23 protein-coding genes are annotated in these 20,025 nt (G+C 70.4%); 12 read left to right on the top strand and 11 right to left on the bottom strand.

The window, feature by feature from the left end; translation table 11 throughout:
- Positions 1 to 167 precede the first annotated feature (167 nt).
- Complete coding sequence (locus tag ABZ470_RS05665; RefSeq protein WP_362910200.1) at positions 168 to 2,762, top strand: bifunctional FO biosynthesis protein CofGH; 2,595 nt, start codon at positions 168 to 170, stop codon at positions 2,760 to 2,762.
- Between the two features lie 42 nt (positions 2,763 to 2,804).
- On the opposite strand, the gene ABZ470_RS05660 is transcribed toward ABZ470_RS05665, so the two are convergent.
- Positions 2,805 to 3,437 (bottom strand): TetR/AcrR family transcriptional regulator, encoded by a 633-nt coding sequence (locus tag ABZ470_RS05660; protein ID WP_352009922.1) that lies wholly within the window; start codon positions 3,435 to 3,437, stop codon positions 2,805 to 2,807.
- Positions 3,438 to 3,620: 183 nt separating this feature from the next.
- On the opposite strand from ABZ470_RS05660, the gene ABZ470_RS05655 reads away from it, so the two are divergent.
- Positions 3,621 to 4,241, top strand: coding sequence for a DUF4386 domain-containing protein (locus ABZ470_RS05655; RefSeq protein ID WP_362910197.1), 621 nt, complete (start codon positions 3,621 to 3,623; stop codon positions 4,239 to 4,241).
- On the opposite strand, the gene ABZ470_RS05650 is transcribed toward ABZ470_RS05655, so the two are convergent.
- Together ABZ470_RS05650 and ABZ470_RS05645 are read right to left on the bottom strand one after the other, a co-directional pair.
- Positions 4,242 to 4,838, bottom strand: a complete 597-nt coding sequence (locus tag ABZ470_RS05650) for an AAA family ATPase (protein WP_362910195.1) — start codon at positions 4,836 to 4,838, stop codon at positions 4,242 to 4,244.
- A 171-nt stretch (positions 4,839 to 5,009) separates the two neighbouring features.
- Complete coding sequence (locus tag ABZ470_RS05645; RefSeq protein WP_362910193.1) at positions 5,010 to 5,504, bottom strand: FBP domain-containing protein; 495 nt, start codon at positions 5,502 to 5,504, stop codon at positions 5,010 to 5,012.
- Between the two features lie 72 nt (positions 5,505 to 5,576).
- Here ABZ470_RS05645 and ABZ470_RS05640 point away from each other — a divergent pair, with 72 nt between their 5' ends.
- Positions 5,577 to 6,146 carry a WHG domain-containing protein gene (locus ABZ470_RS05640; RefSeq protein ID WP_362910191.1) on the top strand — a complete coding sequence of 190 codons (570 nt, stop codon included), beginning with the start codon at positions 5,577 to 5,579 and terminating at the stop codon, positions 6,144 to 6,146.
- Positions 6,147 to 6,195: 49 nt separating this feature from the next.
- Positions 6,196 to 6,669, top strand: coding sequence for a DUF1203 domain-containing protein (locus tag ABZ470_RS05635; protein ID WP_362910189.1), 474 nt, complete (start codon positions 6,196 to 6,198; stop codon positions 6,667 to 6,669).
- 25 nt (positions 6,670 to 6,694) lie between these two features.
- Here the strand turns inward: ABZ470_RS05635 and ABZ470_RS05630 are convergent, their stop codons facing one another.
- The 3 genes from ABZ470_RS05630 to ABZ470_RS05620 form a co-directional block, all read right to left on the bottom strand.
- On the bottom strand, positions 6,695 to 6,967 hold the full coding sequence (locus ABZ470_RS05630; protein ID WP_362910187.1) for a type II toxin-antitoxin system RelE/ParE family toxin: 273 nt from the start codon (positions 6,965 to 6,967) through the stop codon (positions 6,695 to 6,697).
- Complete coding sequence (locus ABZ470_RS05625; RefSeq protein ID WP_352009915.1) at positions 6,964 to 7,251, bottom strand: type II toxin-antitoxin system Phd/YefM family antitoxin; 288 nt, start codon at positions 7,249 to 7,251, stop codon at positions 6,964 to 6,966. Before ABZ470_RS05625 ends, ABZ470_RS05630 begins: the two co-directional genes overlap by 4 nt.
- A gap of 182 nt (positions 7,252 to 7,433) precedes the next feature.
- A complete protein-coding gene (locus ABZ470_RS05620) occupies positions 7,434 to 7,754 on the bottom strand; it encodes a cupin domain-containing protein (RefSeq protein WP_362910185.1) in 321 nt (106 codons plus the stop codon).
- A gap of 79 nt (positions 7,755 to 7,833) precedes the next feature.
- On the opposite strand from ABZ470_RS05620, the gene ABZ470_RS05615 reads away from it, so the two are divergent.
- Positions 7,834 to 8,775, top strand: a complete 942-nt coding sequence (locus ABZ470_RS05615; RefSeq protein WP_362910356.1) for a helix-turn-helix domain-containing protein — start codon at positions 7,834 to 7,836, stop codon at positions 8,773 to 8,775.
- Here the strand turns inward: ABZ470_RS05615 and ABZ470_RS05610 are convergent, their stop codons facing one another.
- Entirely contained in the window at positions 8,776 to 9,153 is a 378-nt protein-coding gene (locus tag ABZ470_RS05610) for a DUF4267 domain-containing protein (protein ID WP_352009913.1), read from the bottom strand.
- 815 nt (positions 9,154 to 9,968) lie between these two features.
- On the opposite strand from ABZ470_RS05610, the gene ABZ470_RS05605 reads away from it, so the two are divergent.
- Positions 9,969 to 10,763, top strand: coding sequence for an AfsR/SARP family transcriptional regulator (locus ABZ470_RS05605; protein WP_352009912.1), 795 nt, complete (start codon positions 9,969 to 9,971; stop codon positions 10,761 to 10,763).
- Between the two features lie 52 nt (positions 10,764 to 10,815).
- Positions 10,816 to 11,628, top strand: a complete 813-nt coding sequence (fabG, locus tag ABZ470_RS05600; protein ID WP_362910183.1) for a 3-oxoacyl-ACP reductase FabG — start codon at positions 10,816 to 10,818, stop codon at positions 11,626 to 11,628.
- A gap of 195 nt (positions 11,629 to 11,823) precedes the next feature.
- On the opposite strand, the gene ABZ470_RS05595 is transcribed toward fabG, so the two are convergent.
- The 4 genes from ABZ470_RS05595 to ABZ470_RS05580 form a co-directional block, all read right to left on the bottom strand.
- A complete protein-coding gene (locus ABZ470_RS05595; RefSeq protein WP_362910181.1) occupies positions 11,824 to 12,756 on the bottom strand; it encodes an aromatase/cyclase in 933 nt (310 codons plus the stop codon).
- A gap of 114 nt (positions 12,757 to 12,870) precedes the next feature.
- On the bottom strand, positions 12,871 to 13,116 hold the full coding sequence (locus ABZ470_RS05590) for an acyl carrier protein (RefSeq protein WP_352009909.1): 246 nt from the start codon (positions 13,114 to 13,116) through the stop codon (positions 12,871 to 12,873).
- Positions 13,117 to 13,175: 59 nt separating this feature from the next.
- Positions 13,176 to 14,432 carry a ketosynthase chain-length factor gene (locus ABZ470_RS05585; protein ID WP_362910179.1) on the bottom strand — a complete coding sequence of 419 codons (1,257 nt, stop codon included), beginning with the start codon at positions 14,430 to 14,432 and terminating at the stop codon, positions 13,176 to 13,178.
- A complete protein-coding gene (locus ABZ470_RS05580) occupies positions 14,429 to 15,700 on the bottom strand; it encodes a beta-ketoacyl-[acyl-carrier-protein] synthase family protein (RefSeq protein ID WP_352009907.1) in 1,272 nt (423 codons plus the stop codon). The genes ABZ470_RS05585 and ABZ470_RS05580 overlap by 4 nt, the downstream gene beginning before the upstream one ends.
- Before the next feature lie 219 nt (positions 15,701 to 15,919).
- On the opposite strand from ABZ470_RS05580, the gene ABZ470_RS05575 reads away from it, so the two are divergent.
- The 5 genes from ABZ470_RS05575 to ABZ470_RS05555 are packed head-to-tail and all read left to right on the top strand — an operon-like array spanning position 15,920 to position 19,988.
- Entirely contained in the window at positions 15,920 to 16,678 is a 759-nt protein-coding gene (locus tag ABZ470_RS05575; RefSeq protein ID WP_362910176.1) for a phytanoyl-CoA dioxygenase family protein, read from the top strand.
- A 26-nt stretch (positions 16,679 to 16,704) separates the two neighbouring features.
- A complete protein-coding gene (locus tag ABZ470_RS05570) occupies positions 16,705 to 17,826 on the top strand; it encodes a DegT/DnrJ/EryC1/StrS family aminotransferase (RefSeq protein WP_352009905.1) in 1,122 nt (373 codons plus the stop codon).
- A 25-nt stretch (positions 17,827 to 17,851) separates the two neighbouring features.
- Complete coding sequence (locus ABZ470_RS05565) at positions 17,852 to 18,595, top strand: class I SAM-dependent methyltransferase (RefSeq protein WP_352009904.1); 744 nt, start codon at positions 17,852 to 17,854, stop codon at positions 18,593 to 18,595.
- 5 nt (positions 18,596 to 18,600) lie between these two features.
- On the top strand, positions 18,601 to 19,215 hold the full coding sequence (locus ABZ470_RS05560) for a dTDP-4-dehydrorhamnose 3,5-epimerase family protein (RefSeq protein WP_362910173.1): 615 nt from the start codon (positions 18,601 to 18,603) through the stop codon (positions 19,213 to 19,215).
- A gap of 17 nt (positions 19,216 to 19,232) precedes the next feature.
- Positions 19,233 to 19,988, top strand: coding sequence for an SDR family oxidoreductase (locus ABZ470_RS05555; RefSeq protein WP_352009902.1), 756 nt, complete (start codon positions 19,233 to 19,235; stop codon positions 19,986 to 19,988).
- Positions 19,989 to 20,025: the final 37 nt, after the last annotated feature.

The following is a 20,025-nucleotide window of genomic DNA, read 5'->3' as shown; positions in this document are numbered from 1 at the left end:
AGAGCATCGTGAACTCCTGTGGAGCGGTTTCCGGGGATGCCTCCAATATATGCAGGTGCAATAATTTACGTCTATCGAGATTTGCTTGAGGGTCCACTTAAGCAGTGCTGAAGTCGGAGCCGTACCCCGCGCCCGGTCCGTCCGGAGCAGGGTCGTAATGTGCCGTCATGAGCGACAACCCCACCGACAGCGCGATGCGTAGGGCGCTGGCCCGCGCCCGTGACGGCAAAGCTCTTGATCTCACCGAAGCCACCGTCCTCCTGCACGCCAGGGACGGTCATCTCGACACCCTGCTCGAACACGCGGGCCGAGTCAGGGACGCGGGTCTCGAAGCCGTCGGACGGCAGGGAACCATCACCTACAGCCGCAAGGTCTTCATACCGCTGACCCGCCTGTGCCGTGACCGCTGTGGGTACTGCACGTTCGCCACCGCTCCGCACAAGCTGGAGAGCGTTTTCCTGAGCCCCGACGAGGTGCTGGAGATCGCCAGGCAGGGCGCCGCCATGGGGTGCAAGGAGGCGTTGTTCACCCTCGGCGACCGTCCCGAGGACCGCTGGCACCAGGCCCGCGAGTGGCTGGACGCGCACGGCTACGACGACACGCTCTCCTACGTCCGCGCGATGGCCATCCGGGTCCTTGAGGAGACCGGCCTGCTGCCGCACCTCAACCCGGGCGTCATGACCTGGCGTGACCTGCAACGCCTCAAGCCGGTCGCGCCGTCGATGGGCATGATGCTGGAGACGACCTCACGGCGCCTGTTCGAGGTCAAGGGCATGCCGCACCACGGCTCTCCCGACAAGGACCCCGCCGTACGGCTGCGCGTCCTTGAGGACGCGGGCCGCAGCAACGTGCCCTTCACCACCGGCATCCTCATCGGCATCGGCGAGACCGTCGAGGACAGGGCCGAGTCGCTGTTCGCGCTGCGCAGGGTGGCCCGCGAGTACGGCGGTCTCCAGGAGACCATCATCCAGAACTTCCGCGCCAAGCCGGACACCGCGATGCGCGGCATGCCCGACGCCGACCTGCAGGAGCTGGCCGCCACGATCGCGGTCTCCCGGCTGGTCCTCGGCCCCCGGATGCGGGTGCAGGCCCCGCCGAACCTGGTCGACGCCGAGTACGACCTGATGATCAGGGCCGGGATCGACGACTGGGGCGGTGTCTCGCCCCTGACCCCCGACCACGTCAACCCGGAACGGCCGTGGCCGCAGATCGAGGAACTCGCCGCCCGTACCGCCGCCTCCGGCTTCACGCTGCGTGAGCGGCTGACGATCTACCCCGAGTACGTGCTCGCGGGTGAGCCCTGGCTCGACCCCCGCCTTCACGCGCACGTGGCGGCCCTCGCCGACCCGGAGACGGGGCTGGCGCGGGAGGACGCCGTCCTCGTCGGCCGTCCCTGGCAGGAGCCCGACGGCGGCTTCGTCTCGGCGGGCCGTACCGACCTGCACACCGCGGTGGACACCGAGGGGCGGACCGCCGATCGTCGAGAGGACTTCGACGACGTCTACGGTGACTGGGACGCGCTCAGGGAACGGCTGCCCGTGGCCGCCGCTCCCTCCGTGCTGGTCGGGGAGGTCGGCCGGGCCCTGCGGAAGGCCGCGGAGAGCCCGGCCGCGCTGACCGAGGAGGAGGCCGTCGCCCTGCTCGACGTGGCGGGCGACCAGAACGGGGCCGGGGCCGACGACGCGGCCCTCGACGAGCTGTGCCGGATCGCCGACGACCTGCGCAGGCAGGCGGCCGGCGACGACGTGACCTTCGTGGTCAACCGCAACATCAACTTCACCAACGTCTGTTACACCGGCTGCCGCTTCTGCGCGTTCGCGCAGCGCCGTACCGACGCCGACGCCTACACCCTCAGCCTGGAGCAGGTCGCGGACCGGGCCTGGGAGGGCTGGCAGGCCGGGGCGACCGAGGTGTGCATGCAGGGCGGCATCCATCCGGACATGCCGGGCGACGCCTATTTCGACATCGCCAGGGCGGTCAAGGCGAGGGTGCCGGGAATGCACGTCCACGCCTTCTCCCCGATGGAGGTCATCAACGGTGCGAGCCGTACGAACCTGTCCATCGAGGACTGGCTCGTCGCGGCCAGGGAGGCGGGGGTCGACTCGCTGCCCGGCACCGCGGCCGAGATCCTCGACGACGACGTGCGCTGGGTGCTGACCAAGGGCAAACTGCCGGCCAGGGAGTGGATCGAGGTCATCTCGACCGCGCACCGGGTCGGCATCCCGACGACCTCGACGATGATGTACGGCCACGTGGACACCCACGCCCACTGGGTACGGCACATTCAGCTGATCCGCCGCATGCAGGAGGAGACGGGCGGTTTCTCGGAGTTCGTCCTGCTGCCGTTCGTGCACCACAGCGCGCCCATCTATCTGGCCGGGATCGCCAGGCCGGGACCGACGGCGCGGGAGAACCGCGCCGTGCACGCGCTGTCCAGGATCCTGCTGCACGGCGCGATCGACAACATCCAGTGCTCGTGGGTCAAACTCCGTGACGACCTGTGCCGTCAGGTGCTCCAGGGCGGAGTCAACGACCTGGGCGGCACGTTGATGGAGGAGACGATCAGCCGGATGGCGGGCTCGGAGAACGGCTCGTTCAAGACGATCACCGAGATCGGGGAGATGGTGGCCCCGACTGGGCGGCGGATCCGTCAGCGGACCACGGAGTACGGCACGCCGGACGCCGAGCGGCTGGCCGCCTCGGCCGCCAGCGACGGCGTCTGCCGCAGTGTCCGGGGCCTGCTGCCCCTCGAACAGGTCTGAGTCGCTGGGCGGGGCTCCTCGGCGGGGTTCCCGCCCAGCGCGTCATCTCCTCCGCGTGAGTCCGTCGAGGATCAGGTCGAGCCCGAAGTCGAACTCGTCGCCGAAGTCGTAGCCGGGCTTGAGAACGTGCTCGGTCGCCATCTCGACGAGATGGGGATACCCCTCGGCGAAGGCCTGCTGCGCCATCGGTTCGACGATCTCGGTCACGTTCCGCGGGCCGTCGAAGGGCAGCGACGCCTCCTGGAGGGCGAAGCCGTACACGTAGCTGTCGAGCAGCGCGTAGGCGTGGGCGGCCATCCGCACCGGGAAACCCGCCCCGCGCAGGATGCCGAGGACCGCGTCGTGGTGCCGCAGGGTCGCGGGGCCGGGGGTGGTCCGCGACTCCAGGAGCCCGAGCGCCCAGGGGTGGCGCCGCAGCACGAGACGGGCCGAGGACGCCCGCCGCCGGATCTCCTCTCGCCAGTCGCCGTCGGCCGACGGCAGCTCGATCTCCTGGAAGACGAGGTCGACGATGCCGTCGAGGATCTCCTCCTTGCCGGCGACGTGGTGGTAGACCGACATCGGTTTGACACCGAGCTCCTGGGCGAGCGAGCGGATCGTCAGCGACCCGATTCCTCCCGCGTCGGCGACCGCGAGGGCGCCGCGCAACACCCGTTCACGGCTGAGCTGAGCCATCGCACCCTCCTGGACGATTGTCGTTTCGTACTTAGTACGTTACCGTGACCGTACTTAGTACGAGCGCACTCCGGACCGGGCTTCGCCGGGTCCGGTGACGTCCGGGTCCGGTGAAGCCCGGCCCGGTGAAGCCCGGCCCGGTGAAAGAGGGAAGAGATGTCAGCCAGAGCAACGGGACGAGCCGTGGGTGCTCTTTTTCTGCTCGCGTTCGTCGTGTACATCCCCGGCAACGCCCTGACCGGTGCCGCCGCCGACCAGATGCGGACGTCGGCGGGAGCACTGTTGATGCTGGTCAACTCCGTCGCCGTCGCCGGCATCGGAGTGCTGATGTTCCCCGTCCTGAAACGCCACCACGAACTCTCCGCCCACGCCTACCTGGTCTCCAGGGTCGTCGAGGCGGTGATGCTGGCCGTCGGGATCGTCTTCCTGCTTCTGCTGGTCCCCCTCGCGCGGGACACCTCCCTTTCCCCGTCGTTGGCCGCCGTCCTGCGGCAGGGGAACCTTTACGCCTACCAGATCGCCATGGTCTCCCTGGGCCTTGGGAGCCTGCTGTTCTGCCGCGTTCTGTTCCGGGCGAAACTCGTGCCCGGATTCATGGCGGTGTGGGGGACGGTGGGCTACGCCGTTTTCGCGGTGGGTGCGATTCTCGAAATCCTCGGGTACGGCGTCGGCACGGCCCTTTCGGTTCCCGGCGGCCTTTTCGAAGTAGGCCTGGGAGTGCTGCTGACGGTGAAGGGATTTCCCGCCGAGTCCGAGGAGGTCGAGGCCGAGAAGGCCCGGGCCCTACCGGTGGTCACCGGGTGATCAGCGTGGCCGCCGCAGCGTTCGCCTGAGCGTCTCGAAGGCGGTCGGGCGCGGCAGGTCCGGCAGCGCGTCGCTGATCCGGACGGCGCATTCCCGCGGGCTGTGGACGCTCGTGTCGACGTCGATGTCATGCAGTTCGTGGGAATGGACCCGGTGGTACTGCAGAGCCGCCAGCCCGGGTTGCCGGTCGCCACGTTCGGCCTCACGGCGCTCCAGTTCGGGCAGCGGGCAGCGCACCGCCACCAGCACCGTGTTCTCGGGCACGAGCACATCGAGAAGGTCCAGCAACCGCCAGCGTCGGCTGAGCGGATGGTCGACCACAAGGTTGTTCCCCGCCGCGGCCATACCGGCGACGGCGCGGTGGAAGCCCTTCACGGTGCGGTCGACCTCGGCCTGCAGGTCCTCCTCGGCTATCTCACGCTTGCACCGCATCGCGTGAAAGGCGTCAACCGGCATGTGGAACCACGTCCCGTCCAGGACGTCGAGCAGTTCCCCGGCGATGCTGCTCTTGCCGGAACTGGACGTGCCGTTGAGCAGAATGACCCTGCCTCCGGCCGGGGTTCCGGGAACGGAGGCATGATCCGGATCCTGCGCCATGTCACCCTTCCCCTGGTGATCACCGAACTCGATCATCGTAGATGGGCAAGATCCGCCAGGGCGACCGCGAGACATGCGATGCCGCCTCCGGATGACCGTACGGCCGGTCGCCGGAACTTCGCCACACGCGTTGCCGAGCGACACGAACCCCTTTCCGGTGGTCGTGTGGGACTACGCGACGACCTTGTTCAGGAAGTTCGTGAGGTTGGTGGCGGTGCGGGTTATCAGTTCCTCCAGGGTCAGGGACTCGTGGAGGCGGGCACCGGGGGCGGCTTCCTTCTTGCCGCGGAGGTAGAGGGAACAGGCCAGGTCGGTGCAGATGTAGGCGCCGACGGAGTTGCCCTGCTGCCCGGTCTTTCCCGCCCTGCGGGCGGTCAGCAGGCTCACGCCGTCTCCGGGGTGCACGGTCAGGCACAGCGAGCACATGCTGCGCCGTACATGACCGGCGTGGGGGGCGGCCTGGCGCAGGGCGATCGCCACGAGGCCGTCGCCGGACTCGGCGACCATGTAGGCCCGCTCCGGTGAGGCGGGGTCGCGCCAGCCGAGGAAGTCCAGGTCGTCCCAGGGGCGCGTGGCCAGATCCCGGGGTACGGCCAGCCGCTTCGCCTCTCCCTTGGTGCAGTTGACGAAGGCCGCGCGGATGTCGCGCTCGGTAACCGGTCTCATGGTTGGGACGCTATCCTTTCCTAGGAACCCTAGGCAAATGGTTAATTCATCTAAGTTGTGAGAGGGAGGCGTATGGCGCGCGCGGGAGTGACCGTCGAACGGCTGACGCGGGCGGCGGCGGACCTGGCCGACGAGATCGGCTTCGAGAACGTGACCGTCTCGGCGCTCGCGCGGGGATTCGGCGTCACGGACGCGAGCCTGTACTCCCACGTCAAGAACGTGCGCGACCTCAGGACGAGGGTGGCGATCCTCGCGCTGACCGAGTTGGCCGACCGGGCCGCCGCCGCGCTGACCGGGCGTTCGGGCAAGGACGCGCTGGTGGCCTTCGCCAACGCCTACCGCGACTACGCCAGGGAACACCCTGGGAGATACGCCGCGGCGCGCTTCGAACTGGACCCGGAGAACGCCTCCGCCGAGGCGGCCACCCGGCACTCGACGATGACGCGGGCGCTGCTCCGCGGCTACCACCTGCCGGAACCCGCCCAGACGGACGCCGTACGGCTGCTGCACGGCTTCTTCCACGGGTACGTCAGCCTGGAGACGGCGGGCGGGTTCAGCCACTCGAAGGCGATCGACGAGTCCTGGGCCAGAAACCTGGACGCCCTCGACGTCCTCCTGCGGAACTGGCCGTCGCAAATGTGAGGTCCGAGGAGCGCCGGTGCCCGGGTGCGGGCGGTACGACGATGGCGGCATGGGATATGAGATTCGGGCGATCGACGCCCAGGTCGTGAAGGAGTTGCTGGAGGGCGACGACGCGGGCCGCCCGCCCCGGGTGTCGACCGAGCGGGAGGGCGCTCCGCTGCGGTGCTGCCTGACCAGGGCGGGAGCGGGGGAGAGGGTCGCGCTGCTGTCGTACGCGCCGCTGCGCCGGTGGGCGGCGGAACAGGGAGTGGACCCGGGCGCCTACGACGAGCAGGGGCCGATCTTCGTGCACGCCGGCGACTGTCCCGGCGCCGGGTCCGACGGCTGGCCCGCGGGGCACGAGTCGCACCGGATGCTCCGGGCCTACGCCGCGGACGGGCACATCCTGGGGGGACGCTACCTGGCCGCCGGCGAGGACCCGGACACGGCGCTGCGGGAGGTGTTCGAGGACCCGGAGACGGCGGTGGTCCACATCCGCGCGATCGAATTCGGCTGCTTCCACTTCGAGGCACGGCGCGGCTGAGGACAGACCGCACACGGTGACGATGTCAGGTGTGGTATGAATCCCGGCGGTGTTTGATGACCTGAACCGTCACCGTGTGCTTGTCCTCATCGATGCGGTAGATCACCCGGTAGGTCCCGCGTCGGGCGACGTGGAGTCCCTCATATGGCTCCTGGAGGGGTTTGCCGACGCGCCACGGTTCTTTGGCGAGCGCGCCGGTGATCAACTCCCAGGCCGCGACCGCCACTGTCTCGGGCAGACTCGCCGTCAGGGCACGTCGTGCGGGAGGGGCCAGGAGGACGGTGTAGCGGTCGCTCACGCGCTGGCCCTGCCAAGACGGTTCGCCATGATGGCGGCCATCTCCTCCTCGGTGGTCACATCGCCGCGGGCCTCGGCGGACGCCGCCTCGACCAGGTCGGCGCGCATCTGTGGGTCGGCGAGGATTTCCAGGGTCTCCTGGAGGGACTCCCACTCGGCCACGGACACGATCACGGCGTGTGGCCGCCCGTTCCGGGTCAGGGTGAAGTGGTCATGCTCGCGAGCGGCCCGGTCGGCCAGTTCGGTCAGCCGATCCTTGGCCTCACTGATCGGGATGATCTCCATACGTCCATGATATCTGCTTGGCCGATATGACGGCCAGATTCTCGGCCATTGCCCTCCCTAGGCGACGTCCACGTGACCTGGAGCCCCTGGGGATCGGGTCCGGGGAACACGGTTCGGCGCCCGACGTGGTTTTCGTGGGATGGCGCCGTGTGACCTGGGGCTCAGACCTCTGGCGGAAGGGTTCAGCCCTCCGGGTAGAAGAGGAAGAGGGTGCAGCCGACGGTCGTCCGGGGGACGTGGGAGGAGCCCGCGGGGGCGTGGATGAAGGTGCCCGCGGGGTAATCCCGGTCGCCGTCGTTGAAGACCCCGGAGACCACGAAGACCTCCTCGGGGCCCGGGTCGTGGACGTCGATCCCCTGCCAGGACGTGTTCGGGTCCATCTGGAGCACATAGGCCTTGGCGCCGTTGCCCCCCTTCCACAGGGAGTGCAGGCGAATGCCGGGAAAGAGCTCACGAACCGGGGCGTCCTGGACGGTGGACCACACATACCGCTCTGTCGTCATGTGGCCAGCCTGGTGGTCGGCCGTCTCCCTGCCGAGTGTCAGGAATGACGTCGTACGGTACTTTCTTGCCATGCATCGGATGACGGCGCTCGTCCGCCCCGGGCAGTCGACCTTCGAACTCGCCTGCGCGGCCCAGGTGTTCGGGGTCGAACGGCCGGGCCTTCCCGTCAGGTACGCCTTCGGCGTGTGCGCGGAGCGGCCCGGCCCGATCCCGACGCTCGCCGGGTACGACATGCTCGTGAACGACGGGCTGGAGGCACTCGACCAGGCGGACACCGTGGTCGTCCCGGGCTGGCTGCCCGTCGAGGAGCCGCCGTCTTCCGAGGTCGTCCGGGCGCTGCGCCGCGCGCACTCCCGTGGCGCGCGGGTGGTCAGCATCTGCTCCGGCGCCTTCGCGCTGGCGTACGCGGGTCTGCTCGACGGACGGCAGGCGACCACCCACTGGGCGTTGGCGGGGGAGTTCGCCAGACGCTTCCCGCATGTCCGGTTGGACCCGGACGTGCTGTACGTGGACCACGGCGACGTGGCCACCAGCGCCGGGGCGGGGGCCGGGTTCGACCTGTGCGTGCACCTGGTCCGTGGCGACCAGGGGGCCCGGTACGCCGCGCACATCGCCAGGACCATGGTCATGCCGCCGCACCGTGAGGGCGGGCAACTGCAGTACTCGGCGCCGCCGCACCCCGAGCAGATCGACGGCACGCTCGCGCCGTTGCTGGAGTGGGTCGCCGGGAGGCTCGACGAACCGGTGACCGTCGAGGACATGGCCGGGTGGGCGGGGCTTTCGGCGCGCACCCTCGCCAGGCGGTTCACCGACCAGCTCGGCACGAGCCCGGGACAGTGGCTGCTCGCCCAGCGGATCGCCGTCGCCCAGGACCTGCTGGAGTCCTCCGACCTCCCGCTGGAGGCCGTCGCCCGCCGGGCCGGCCTCTCCTCCTCGACCAACCTCCGCAGGCGGTTCCTCACGGCCCTGGGCACGACCCCGGGCGCCTACCGCCGAGCGTTCCGGGCCCGGTCGCGGTGATCAGACCATGAACAGCAGGGCGGCGCTGAGGAGGACGGTTACGGCGGTGGCGAAGTGGATGCCGAAGGCGACGGCCTTGGTGCCGCCGTGGCGTAGGACGATGACCGTGTCCACGAACGGGACGATCGCGACGACGAGCATGAACCACGCCTCGGCCCTGGCACCGGCGAAGGCCAGCAGGGCCAGGCCGAGGAGGCCGTAGGTCAGGTCGCGCAGCCCCTTGATGGTCAGGTAGGCGGCGTCGCCGTTCTCCTTGGCGGGGACGCCGTAACCGGCGGCGGCGGGGCCCGGCGTCAGGAGGAACCTGAGGCCGATGAAGGCGATGAGGAGATCGAGGAGTACGGCCAGCCCGTAGGCGACGGGGGTGAGCATGAGCATCTCTCTTTGCTAGCAACGCTAGGAACAGGAGTGAAGCTAGCATGCCTTAGGCAGGAAATCTAGCGGCGCTAGGAACAGGGGTGGGGGTGCTCTGGGGTGGGCGGCATGACGGCCTCCGGGAAACGGGGGGAGTCGTGCGGGAGGTGGTGACGGGGTTCCCGAGAAGGCGACGGCCCCTGGGGGGACGGGGGGAGTCGTGCGGGAGGCGGTGGCGGCGCGCTCCCGGGAAGGCGACGGCCTCGGAGGGGGACGGCGCTTCGGAGGGCGTTCCCGGAGGGGAAGTGGGCGGTTGCGGGGCCTCGGGAAAGGGATGGTGAGCCGTGGGTGTGACGGTGTTCCCGGTGGAGGGAACGTTCCCGAAGCTCATTGAAAAGAGCGGCGGGCGCTTCCCCGTCGATGTCTCCGGATTATTCGTGTGGCAATGGTTGACATATTCTTGAAAAGAATTCCTCCGGTCCGGAGTTGATGGGCGACGGAGAGTGATACGCCTTCGTCCGTCCTGTCTAATAGGCGGATCGGATGCCGGGGGAAGGGGTGGAAGAAGAGCGTGTGGCCTGCGTGTTACGCCGAAGTTAACGCTGTGAGGTGTGTCGTTCCGTAGTGCGGGGGACACGGGAATGAATCATCGTGTATTTTTCACGGTCAAGATCATGATGTGGTCACATGGTTTCACAGATGGATGTGTGTAAGGCTCTGAGGGTGCTGGACAGGGAGTTGAAGACGTCAGATGTAAAGTACCTGTAAATAGAAGAGGGGGTTATCTGTTGGATATCAGTGTCCTTGGTCCGCTGAGAATCAGTGAAGGCGGAATCTCCGTGGTGCCGAGCGCGGGCAAGCCACGGCAGGTCCTCTCCCTTCTCGCGCTGCGCGGGGAACGGGTGGTCCAGGTGTCCACCCTGATGGAGGAACTCTGGGGGGACCGCATACCGCGCAGCGCCTCCACGACCCTGCAGACCTACGTGCTCCAGTTGCGTAACAAGATCGCCGCCGCGCAGCCCAGGGAGTCGGGACGTTCCCCCAAGGAGCTTCTTGTCACCTGTTTCGGCGGCTACATGCTCAAACGCGGCCCGGGGCTCTCCGACGCCGAGGAGTTCGAGGCGCAGGCCACCGCGGGCATCGCCGCGCACGAGGCGGGTGACCCCCGGGCACTGGCCACGCTCGAACGGGCCCTGCGGCTGTGGCGGGGGCCGGCCCTGGTGGACGTCCCGCACGGCAGAATCCTGCAACGCGAGGTCATGAGCATGGAGCACCTGCGGATGAGCGTGCTCGAACAGCGGATCGACGCCGCCCTGCAACTGGGCAGACAGGCCGCGTTGCTCCCGGAGCTGAGTGTCCTGGTCGCCGAGCACCCCATGCACGAGGGCTTCCGTTCCCAGCTCATGCTGGCGCTGTACCGCACGGGCAACGTGTCACGGGCGCTTGAGGAGTTCCACCGGCTGCGGGCCAAGCTCGTCGAGGAGCTCGGCATCGAACCGTCGGCCCGCCTGCGCCGCCTGCACCTGGCGATGCTCGCCGGGGACCCGACCCTCGACCTGGTCACCGACGGCGGAGGCATCCGGCCCAGGCCGTACGGCGTCGGCCTCCCCGAGAGCTTCTCGACCAGGGTTTGAGCGCGCTGCGGCACTCTGCACGTGAGGTGTTCGCCGAAGCGAGGGAGCCGAGTTGACCGACACGACCGACATCACGCCGACCGACCGTCCCGCGCGTCCCGTCGCCCTCGTCACCGGGGCGACCAGCGGGATCGGGCGGGAGATCGCCGAACGGCTCGCCCGCCGTGGCGCCGCGGTCTTCGTCTGCGCCCGCGGGGCCGAGGACGTCGCCGCGACCGTCAAGTCCCTGCGTGAGCAGGGGTACGAGGTGGACGGCACGACCTGTGACGTCTCCAGGCCCGAGGAGATCCGCGCGTTCGTGCGCACGGCCAGGGAGCGGTACGGCCCCGTCGACATCCTGGTCAACAACGCCGGGCGCAGCGGGGGCGGAGCCACCGCCGAACTCGACGACGACCTCTGGTTCGACGTCATCAACACCAACCTCAACAGCGTGTTCCTGATGACGAAGGAGGTGCTGAACGCGGGCGGGATGCTGGCGGCGGGCCGGGGCCGCATCATCAACATCGCCTCGACGGGCGGCAAGCAGGGGGTGGTGCACGCCGCGCCGTACTCGGCCTCCAAGCACGGGGTGGTCGGTTTCACCAAGGCGCTCGGCCTCGAACTGGCCAGGACCGGCATCACCGTCAACGCGGTCTGTCCCGGGTTCGTCGAGACGCCCATGGCCGAGCGGGTGCGCAAGCACTACGCCGCGATCTGGGGGGTGGACGAGGAGGAGACCAAGAACCGCATCACCACCCGCGTCCCGATCGGGCGTTACGTGGAGCCGAAGGAGGTGGCGGCCATGGTGGACTACCTCGTCGACGACGACGCCCAGGCCGTGACCGCCCAGGCCCTCAACGTCTGCGGCGGCCTGGGCAACTACTGACGGCTCCCGGCCGGGCCTGACCTGACGAGGAGGGGCGGCGCCGCCCAAGGGCGGGGCCGTCCAGGACGGGATCGCCACGGCGCGATCGCCCTAGACGGACAGTGCCAGACGGACAGTGCCAGACGGACAGTGCCAGACAGACGGTGCCGCCCCGGAGCCCGCTCGGCTCCGGGGCGGCGTCATGTCATCGGGGTGTCACCGGGCGGCCCTGGCCTGGGCGGCGGCCGCCTCCAGGGTGGCCAGGCTGTTGCGGCTCAGCGCCGTGCGGACGTACTCCCGGGCGTCGGCGAGCGTACGGCCCGGCCCGAGGACGGCGGGCACCGCCTCCGGCGAGATCACCGCGGTGTGCCGGGAGGTAACGACGGCGCCGCCGGGGCCGTCGGTGAACGTCCACAGTCCGCTGTGGCCGAGCAGCAGGGCCGGGGTGAGCTGCTGTTTGTAGGCGATCCAGGCGCCCGGCTCGCAGATCCGGATCGAGCGGGTCTCGTGCGCCGCGCCGTCCGCCGTACGGGTGCTCATCTCCAGCACCTGCGCGCCCTGCGCGTCCTCACGCAGGCTGACCCGTTCGACGTGCGGCAGCCGCCGCTCCCACAGGTCGGCGCGGTGGATGAAGTCGTAGGCCTCGGCGGCGGTCCCCGGCACCTCGACGGTGTCGGTGAAGGAGACGACCACGTCCTGTGGGCGCGGTGCCAGGGTGGCGATCCGGGCGAGGGCGGCCAGTTCCTCGGGACTGTTGCGGTCGAGCGCGGCGGTGACCCAGGTGAGGGCCTCCGGCGTGCCGTCGGTCTCGAAGACGTGCTCAAGGACGATCTCGGTCCGGCCGCCGGGAAGCTCGCGGAAGCGCCAGCCGCCTCCCATCGAGGAGAGCGGGGGCCTGCTGTGCTCCTGCCGGAAGGTGACCGAGAGCCCCTGCGGGTCCAGCTCCCTGCGCGAGGTCCAGCTCCGCACCTCGTCGTTCACCACGGCCCAGATGCGGAAGCGCTCCCGGTTCGCGTCGCGTTCCAGGTGCCGGACGTACACGCTGGGCCCGAAGACGGCGGGCCAGGTCCCGGCGTCGGAGACCAGGTCGTACAGCACGCGGGCCGGGGCGTCGACCGTGAGCGTGTGCTCGGTGCGGTGTGTGCTCATCTACTGGCCTTTCGATGTCACGTCGGGGAAGGTCCCGTCCCGGGAGGGCACCACGCCCGGAAAGTCCGAGGAAGTCCTGGGAAGGCGCCGAGACCCGGGAGGGTCGGGGAGGTCTCAGGAGCGGGCCGCCGCGTTGGCCAGGGACAGCAGCGCGGCCGGGGTCTCGGCCGCCATGACGTCGCCGTCGTCGAGGTCGATGCCGTAGCGCTGCTTGAGCCTGGCGGCGGTCTCGATCAGGGCGAGGGAGTCGTATCCCAGCTCCTCGAACGTCCGGCCGTCGCCGTCGAACTCGGCTCCCTCGGCCTCCCCGGCGCACTCCACCAGGACGCGGCGCAGGTCGTCGATGCTCAGTGCGGACATGGTCGTGCTCCTTTCACACCACGCCGTCTTCCACGGCGTGGTTCGGGCTGGGAACGGGATCAGTTCGTCCAGGCGCGTACCACGACGGCCGCGTTGAAGCCGTGCCTGCCACGGGCCACGACGAGCGCGGTCGAGACCGGCAGGGCGCGCGGCTCCCCGACGACGAGGTCGATGCCGTAGGAGCCGGGGACGTCGCTGGTGTGCGCGGTCGGCGGGATCACCCCGTCCCTGATGGACAGCAGGGCGGTCACGACGTCCAGCGGGCCGCCGCCCGCGTAGAGCCGTCCGGTCAGGGCCTTGGGCGCGGTCACCGGCACCGCCCCCGGGCCGAAAAGGCCGCTGATGGCCTGGGCCTCGGCCAGGTCGAGGCGCGGCACGCCCGCGGCGTCGGCGAAGACCACGTCGATGTCGCCGGGCCGCAGACCGGCGCGGGCGATGGCCTGCTCGGCGGTGTGGCGCAGCGCGGGTGGCCGGTCGGAGCCGGGAGGCGGGTCGAAGGCCGCCGCGTATCCGGCGATCTCACCGTAGATCCGCGGCGCTCCCCGGCGTTCGGCGGCCTCGGCGGACTCCACGACCAGTACGGCCCCGCCCTCGCCGGGCACGTAGCCGCCGGCCGCGGCGTCGAAGGGCAGGTAGGCGCGGCGCGGGTCGGACTCCGCGCTGACCAGGCCGCCCGCGAACTGGGAGAGGTACCCCCACGGGTCGAGCGCGGAGTCGACCCCTCCGCTGATCACCAGGCCGGTGCCCTCCCGCACCGTACGGCAGGCGTGCCCCAGCGCGTCCAGCCCGCCCGCCTGCTCGCCGACCAGGGCGGCACCGGGGCCGCGCAGCCCGTTGCGGATGGAGATCTGGCCGGTGTTGACCGCGTAGAACCAGGCGAAGGACTCGTAGACGCTGACGTAGGACGGCCCCTGGTCCCACAGCTTGTGGAACTCCCTGTGGGTGAACTCGAACCCGCCGGTGGCGTTGGAGGTGATCACCCCCATGTCGTAGTTCTCCCCGTCGCCGGGTTCGACGGCGGCGTCGGCGAGCGCCCAGTCGGCGGCGGCCAGCGCCAGCCGGGTCGAGACGTCGGTCTGCGGCAGCAGCCTGGCGGGCAGGTGGTCCTCGGCGACGAACCCGGTGATCTGCCCGGCCAGCTTGAACGGGTAGCCGGAGGTGTCGAACCTGGTCATCTCCGTGATGCCGCTGCGGCCTTCGAGCACGTTCCGCCAGTACTCCTCGGTGCCCAGGCCGTTGGGCGCGGCCACGCCGACGCCCGTGACGACCGTGGGAACGTGCCCGGCCGGCGCGGGCCGTACGGCCGGGCCGCTCACGCGACGGCTCGCAGGACCATGGCGCTCTGGAAGCCGCCGAAGCCGCTGCCGACCGTGAGCACGGTGCGCACCGGCAGCTCCCTGGCGGTCAGCGGCACGTAGTCCAGATCGCAGGCGGGGTCGGGTTCGTGGAGGTTGGCGGTCGGCGGCACGACGTCGTACTCGATGGCCAGCGCGCAGGCGGCGATCTCGATGGCGCCGATCGCGCCGAGCGAGTGGCCGACCATCGACTTGATGGAGCTGACCGGCACCCGGTAGGCGTGGGAGCCGAGCGCCAGTTTGAAGGCGGCGGTCTCGTGCCGGTCGTTCTGCTGGGTGCCCGAGCCGTGGGCGTTGACGTAGTCGATGTCGGTGGCGTCGGCCCGCGCGTCGTCGAGCGCGTTCCTGATCGCCTCGGCCATCTCCCGGCCGTGCCTGGTCAGGCCCGTCATGTGGTGGGCGTTGCACCGGGTCGCCGAGGCGCCGAGTTCGGCGTAGATGTGCGCGCCCCTGGCCCGCGCCGCCTCGTACTCCTCAAGGACGAACACGGCGGCCCCCTCGGCGAGGACGAAGCCGTCACGGGTCCGGTCGAAGGGCCGGGAGGCGTGCTCGGGGTCGTCGTTGCGCGGTGTGCTCGCCTTGATCGCGTCGAAGCAGGCGACGACGATCGGCGAGATCGGGGTGTCCGTCGCCCCGGCGATCATGATGTCGGCGCTGCCCTCCCGGATGAGCCGTACGGCGTGGCCGACCGCGTCGATGCCGGAGGTGCACCCGTCGGAGACCATCGTCACCGGCCCCTGCGCCCCGACCGTCCAGGCGACCTCGGCGGGCATCGCCCCCGGGCTCAGGTAGTCGAACATGTGCGGCGACAGGTAGGCGGGGTCGACGAGCCAGTTCCTGCCCGCGTCCGACATGACGAGGTACTCCTTCTCCAGGCTGGTCGCCGAGGCGACCGCGCTGCCCAGGCTCACCCCGACCCGGTAGGGGTCGAGCGCGTCGAAGTCGAGTCCGCTGTCGGCGACCGCGTCCCGGGTGCAGGCGACGGCGAACTGCGTCGCCCGGTCCATCCTGCGGATCTGCCGGGGGGTCAGGCCCTCGGCGACGGGGTCGAAGGCGGCCTCGGCCGCGACCTGCGAGCGGAAGGGTGAGGCGTCGAAGAAGGAGATCCGGCGGGTGGCCGTCCTCCCCGAGGTGAGCAGGTCCCAGAACTCCTTGGTGCCTGCCCCGCCGGGAGTGCGGACGCCCATCCCCGTCATGACGACGCGCCGGCCTCTGGCTGAACTTTCCATCGGCGTACCTCCAGGCTGTGTACCCGTGTGCGGGCGTCCGTCGATCGCGGAGCCAGCAGCAGCATGGGTCAGCCGCCTTGAGCACAGCTCGAAATCGGCTCGGGGACCCGATGGAGGAAGGCTCGACCGCGCTTCGAGTCGTGTCGGAGACACTCGCGCCGTCCGATCGTTCCCGGCGTCCACGAGGGCGCCGCGGGGCACACGGGAAGGAGCAGGCACATGCCCGACCTCGTCTCCGACGAAGTGGTTGAGCGTTATCGGCGGGAGGGGTTCATCCGAATCCCCGGCGTACTGACGCCGCAGGAGGTGGAGAGCCTCCTGGCGGTCTCCCTTGTCCGTCTCGACGAGGCGGACAAGGTGAACTGGGACCGGGCCGACGGGCGGGTCATGGACTGGGTCCCCCACGTCGACCGTGTCAGTGAGGAACTGCGCGGCCTGGCGCTGCACCCCCGGGTGACCGCCGTCGCCGAACGGCTGGCGGGAGGCCCGCTGCGGCTGTTCAAGTCGGAGCTCCTGCGCAAGGGCACCGCGGGGTCGGCCCTGACCCCGCTGCACGCCGACGCCCCGGCCATCCCGTTCGCCGGCCGGTCCATCGGCCTGACCGCCTGGGTGGCGCTGACCGACGTCCCGGTCGAGCGGGGCTGCATGAGCTACATCCCCGGCTCGCACCTGGTCCCGCACGAGCGGGACGACTCCGGGGACCAGGACCCCTTCCGCTGCCCGGTGAACCTGGTCTGGGAGCCGCGGGTCACCGTCCCGGTCCGGGCCGGGGACGTCACCTTCCACCACGAGCGGGTCCTGCACCTGGCGGGCCGCAACGACACCGACGAGGTCAGGGTCTCGCTGGCCACCGTCTACATGGACGCCGAAGCCGTCTACGAGCCGAGCGACCTCGTCCCCGACGACCTGGGCGGGCTGCTGCCCGGCCAGCCGCTCGACGACGACCGCGTCTTCCCCCTCATCGGAGCCCACAGCTGACCACCGGAAGGACCGGGAGCACGTTCATGAGCACCTACGTCTGGAGCTACCTGGCGGAGTACGACAACGAGCGTGAGGACATCCTCGACGCCGTGGACACGGTCTTCCGTTCCGGCCAGCTGATCCTGGGGCCCAGCGTCAAGGGTTTCGAGGAGGAGTTCGCCGCCTACCACGGGCTCAGGCACAGCGTCGGCGTGGACAACGGGACGAACGCCGTCAAGCTGGGGCTTGAGGCGCTCGGGGTCGGCCCCGGCGACGAGGTCGTCACGGTGTCCAACACCGCGGCCCCCACCGTGGTCGCCATCGACGGGGCGGGGGCCAGGCCCGTCTTCGTGGACGTCCGCGAGGAGGACTTCCTCATGGACACCGCCCAGGTGGCCGCCGCGATCACCCCGCGGACCAAGGCGCTGCTGCCGGTGCACCTGTACGGCCAGTGCGTGGACTTCGCGCCGCTGCGCGCCCTGGCCGACGAGCACGGGCTGAAGATCCTTGAGGACTGCGCCCAGTCGCACGGCGCCCGTCACCACGGCAGGCTGGCCGGGACGCTCGGGGACGCCGCGGCCTTCTCCTTCTACCCGACCAAGGTGCTCGGCGCGTACGGCGACGCGGGGGCGGTGGCCACCTCCGACGACGAGATCGAGCAGAACCTGCGGCGGCTGCGCTACTACGGCATGGAGAAGGTCTACTACGTCGTGCAGACCCCCGGGCACAACTCCCGGCTCGACGAGGTGCAGGCCGAGATCCTGCGTCGCAAGCTCCGCAGACTCGACTCCTACATCGCCGCACGTCAGGCGGTCGCCAGGCGGTACGAGGAGGCGCTCGGCGACCTCACCGGCCCCGGCGGGCTGCTGCTGCCGTCCACGGCGCCGGGCAACGAGCACGTCTACTACGTGTACGTGGTCCGCCACCCGGAACGGGACCGGATCATCGAGCGGCTCAAGTCGTACGGGATCTCCCTGAACATCAGCTACCCCTGGCCGGTGCACACGATGACCGGCTTCTCCCACCTGGGCTACGGCGCCGGGTCGCTGCCGGTGACCGAACGGCTGGCCAAGGAGATCTTCTCCCTGCCGATGTACCCGGCGCTGTCGGAGGAGCTGCAGGACAAGGTGATCGCCGCGCTGCGCGAAGTGCTGTCCACGCTGTAGGAGCCGACCCGTTGGAGGGCGTCAGATGAACGAGAGCGAGGTCCTCGGGGCCTACGACAGGGCCGACCTCTACGAGGTGGTCTACGAGGGCAGGGGCAAGGACTACGAGCGGGAGGCCGCGGTCACCTCGGCGCTGATCCGCGAGCGCAACCCCGGCGCGCGGAGCCTGCTCGACGTCGCCTGCGGGACCGGCTCGCACCTGCGTCACTTCGCCGGGACGTTCGGCGAGGTCGCCGGGGTCGACCTGTCCGAGCGGATGCTCGCCAGGGCCCGTGACCGGGTCCCCGGGGTGCCCCTGTGGCAGGGCGACATGCGCAAGTTCGACCTCGGCGTCACCTACGACGCGGTGACCTGCATGTTCAGCTCGGTCGGCTACCTGGCCGACGTCGGTGAGCTGACCGCGACGCTGGAGAGCTTCGCCAGGCACCTCAACCCGGGTGGTGTCGTGGTCGTCGAACCCTGGTGGGCGCCGGAGAACTTCCTCCCCGGGCACGTCCAGGGGGACGTGGTGAAGGTCGGCGGCCTGACGGTCTCCCGGGTCTCCCACTCGACGTGGCAGCGGGAGGGAGCCGCCAGCCGGATGGAGGTGCACTGGACGGCCGCCCACCCGGAGACGGGGATCAGCCACCACTCCGACGTCCACGTCATGTCGCTGTTCTCCCGGCGGGAGTATCTCGACGCCTTCACCCGCGCGGGCTTCGCCGCGGAGTTCGTCGAGCACGACTGGGCGGGGCCCGGCCTGTACGTCGGCGTCCTGGGCGCCGGGTGAGCGGGATGCGCGTCCGCGAGCTGAAGGTCGAGGGGGCCTACGAGCTGACCCCCGAGGTGTTCGGGGACGAACGGGGCTTCTTCCTGTCGCCCTACCAGGAGGAACCGTTCGTCAGGGCGGTCGGGCGCCCGCTGTTCCCGGTGGCGCAGGCCAGCCACAGCCGGTCGCGGCGCGGGGTGGTCCGCGGCGTCCACTTCACCGCCACACCTCCCGGCATGGCGAAGTACGCCTACTGCGCCGGGGGCGTCGCCCTGGACGTGGTCCTCGACACCCGGGTGGGGTCGCCGACCTACGGCGTGTGGGACAGCGTGGTCCTCGACCAGCGGGACTTCAGGTCGGTCTACCTCCCGGTCGGCGTCGGGCACCTGTTCGTCGCGCTTGAGGACGACACGGCCGTCTCCTACCTGCTGTCCACGGGATACGTCGCGGAGAACGAGCTGGCGGTCTCGCCGCTCGACCCGGCCCTGGGGCTGCCGCTGCCGCGCGACCTGGACCTGATCCTGTCCGAGCGCGACCGGCGGGCTCCCACGCTCGCCGAGGCGGAACGCGCCGGGATCCTGCCGGACTACGCCGCGAGCCGGGCCCTGGACGGTCTGCGGGCCGCCGGGCACGGCGCGTGAGAGAGGAGCCGTACGGCATGGGCCTGCGAGAGGCGGCGGTCGTGGTCACCGGCGCGGGACGCGGCATCGGGGCCGCGCTGGCCAGGCGGTTCGCCGAGGAGGGTGCCCGGGTCGTCGTCAACGACCGCCATCCTGAGCGCGCCGAGGAGGTGGCCGGGGAGATCGGCGGGATCGCCCTGCCCGGCGACGCGGAGCGGGGCCTGGTGCCCGAGGCCCTGCGCCTGCTCGGCGGGCGGATCGACGTCTACTGCGCCAACGCGGGAGCCGTACGGGCCGGTGGTCCCGAGGCGCCCGAGGAGGACTGGGAGAGCGCCTGGCAGGTCAACGTGATGGCCCACGTGCGGGCCGCGCGGGACCTGCTGCCCGGCTGGCTCGAACGGGGGCAGGGGCGTTTCGTCTCCGTCGTCTCCTCGGCGGGACTGCTCACCATGGTCGGGGCGGCGCCGTACGCGGTGTCCAAGCACGCGGCGCTGGCCTTCGCCGAATGGCTGTCACTGACCTACCGGCACCGCGGCGTCAGCGTGCACGCCGTCTGCCCCCGCGGCGTCCGCACCGAGACGCGCAGGGCCGCGAGTTCGAGCGGGTTGACGCTCACCTCCACCGCCATCGGCCCGGAGGAGGTCGCCGACGCGCTGCTCAAGGGGATCGCCGAGGAGCGGTTCCTGATCCTTCCGCATCCCGAGGTCGCCGACCAGGCCGCCGAGCGCGTCACCGACCACGAGCGCTGGCTTGAGGTCGTCAACGGGTTCCAGCGGCAGCGGGAGAGCACATAGCGGCCCGGCGCCGCGATCGTCGAGATCGTCCAGAGAG

The sequence above is a fragment of the Streptosporangium sp. NPDC020072 genome, assembly GCF_040631445.1.
Classification (GTDB): domain Bacteria; phylum Actinomycetota; class Actinomycetes; order Streptosporangiales; family Streptosporangiaceae; genus Streptosporangium.
Note: the sequence above shows the minus strand (reverse complement) of the source record. Positions and strands in the feature narration are given on the sequence as shown.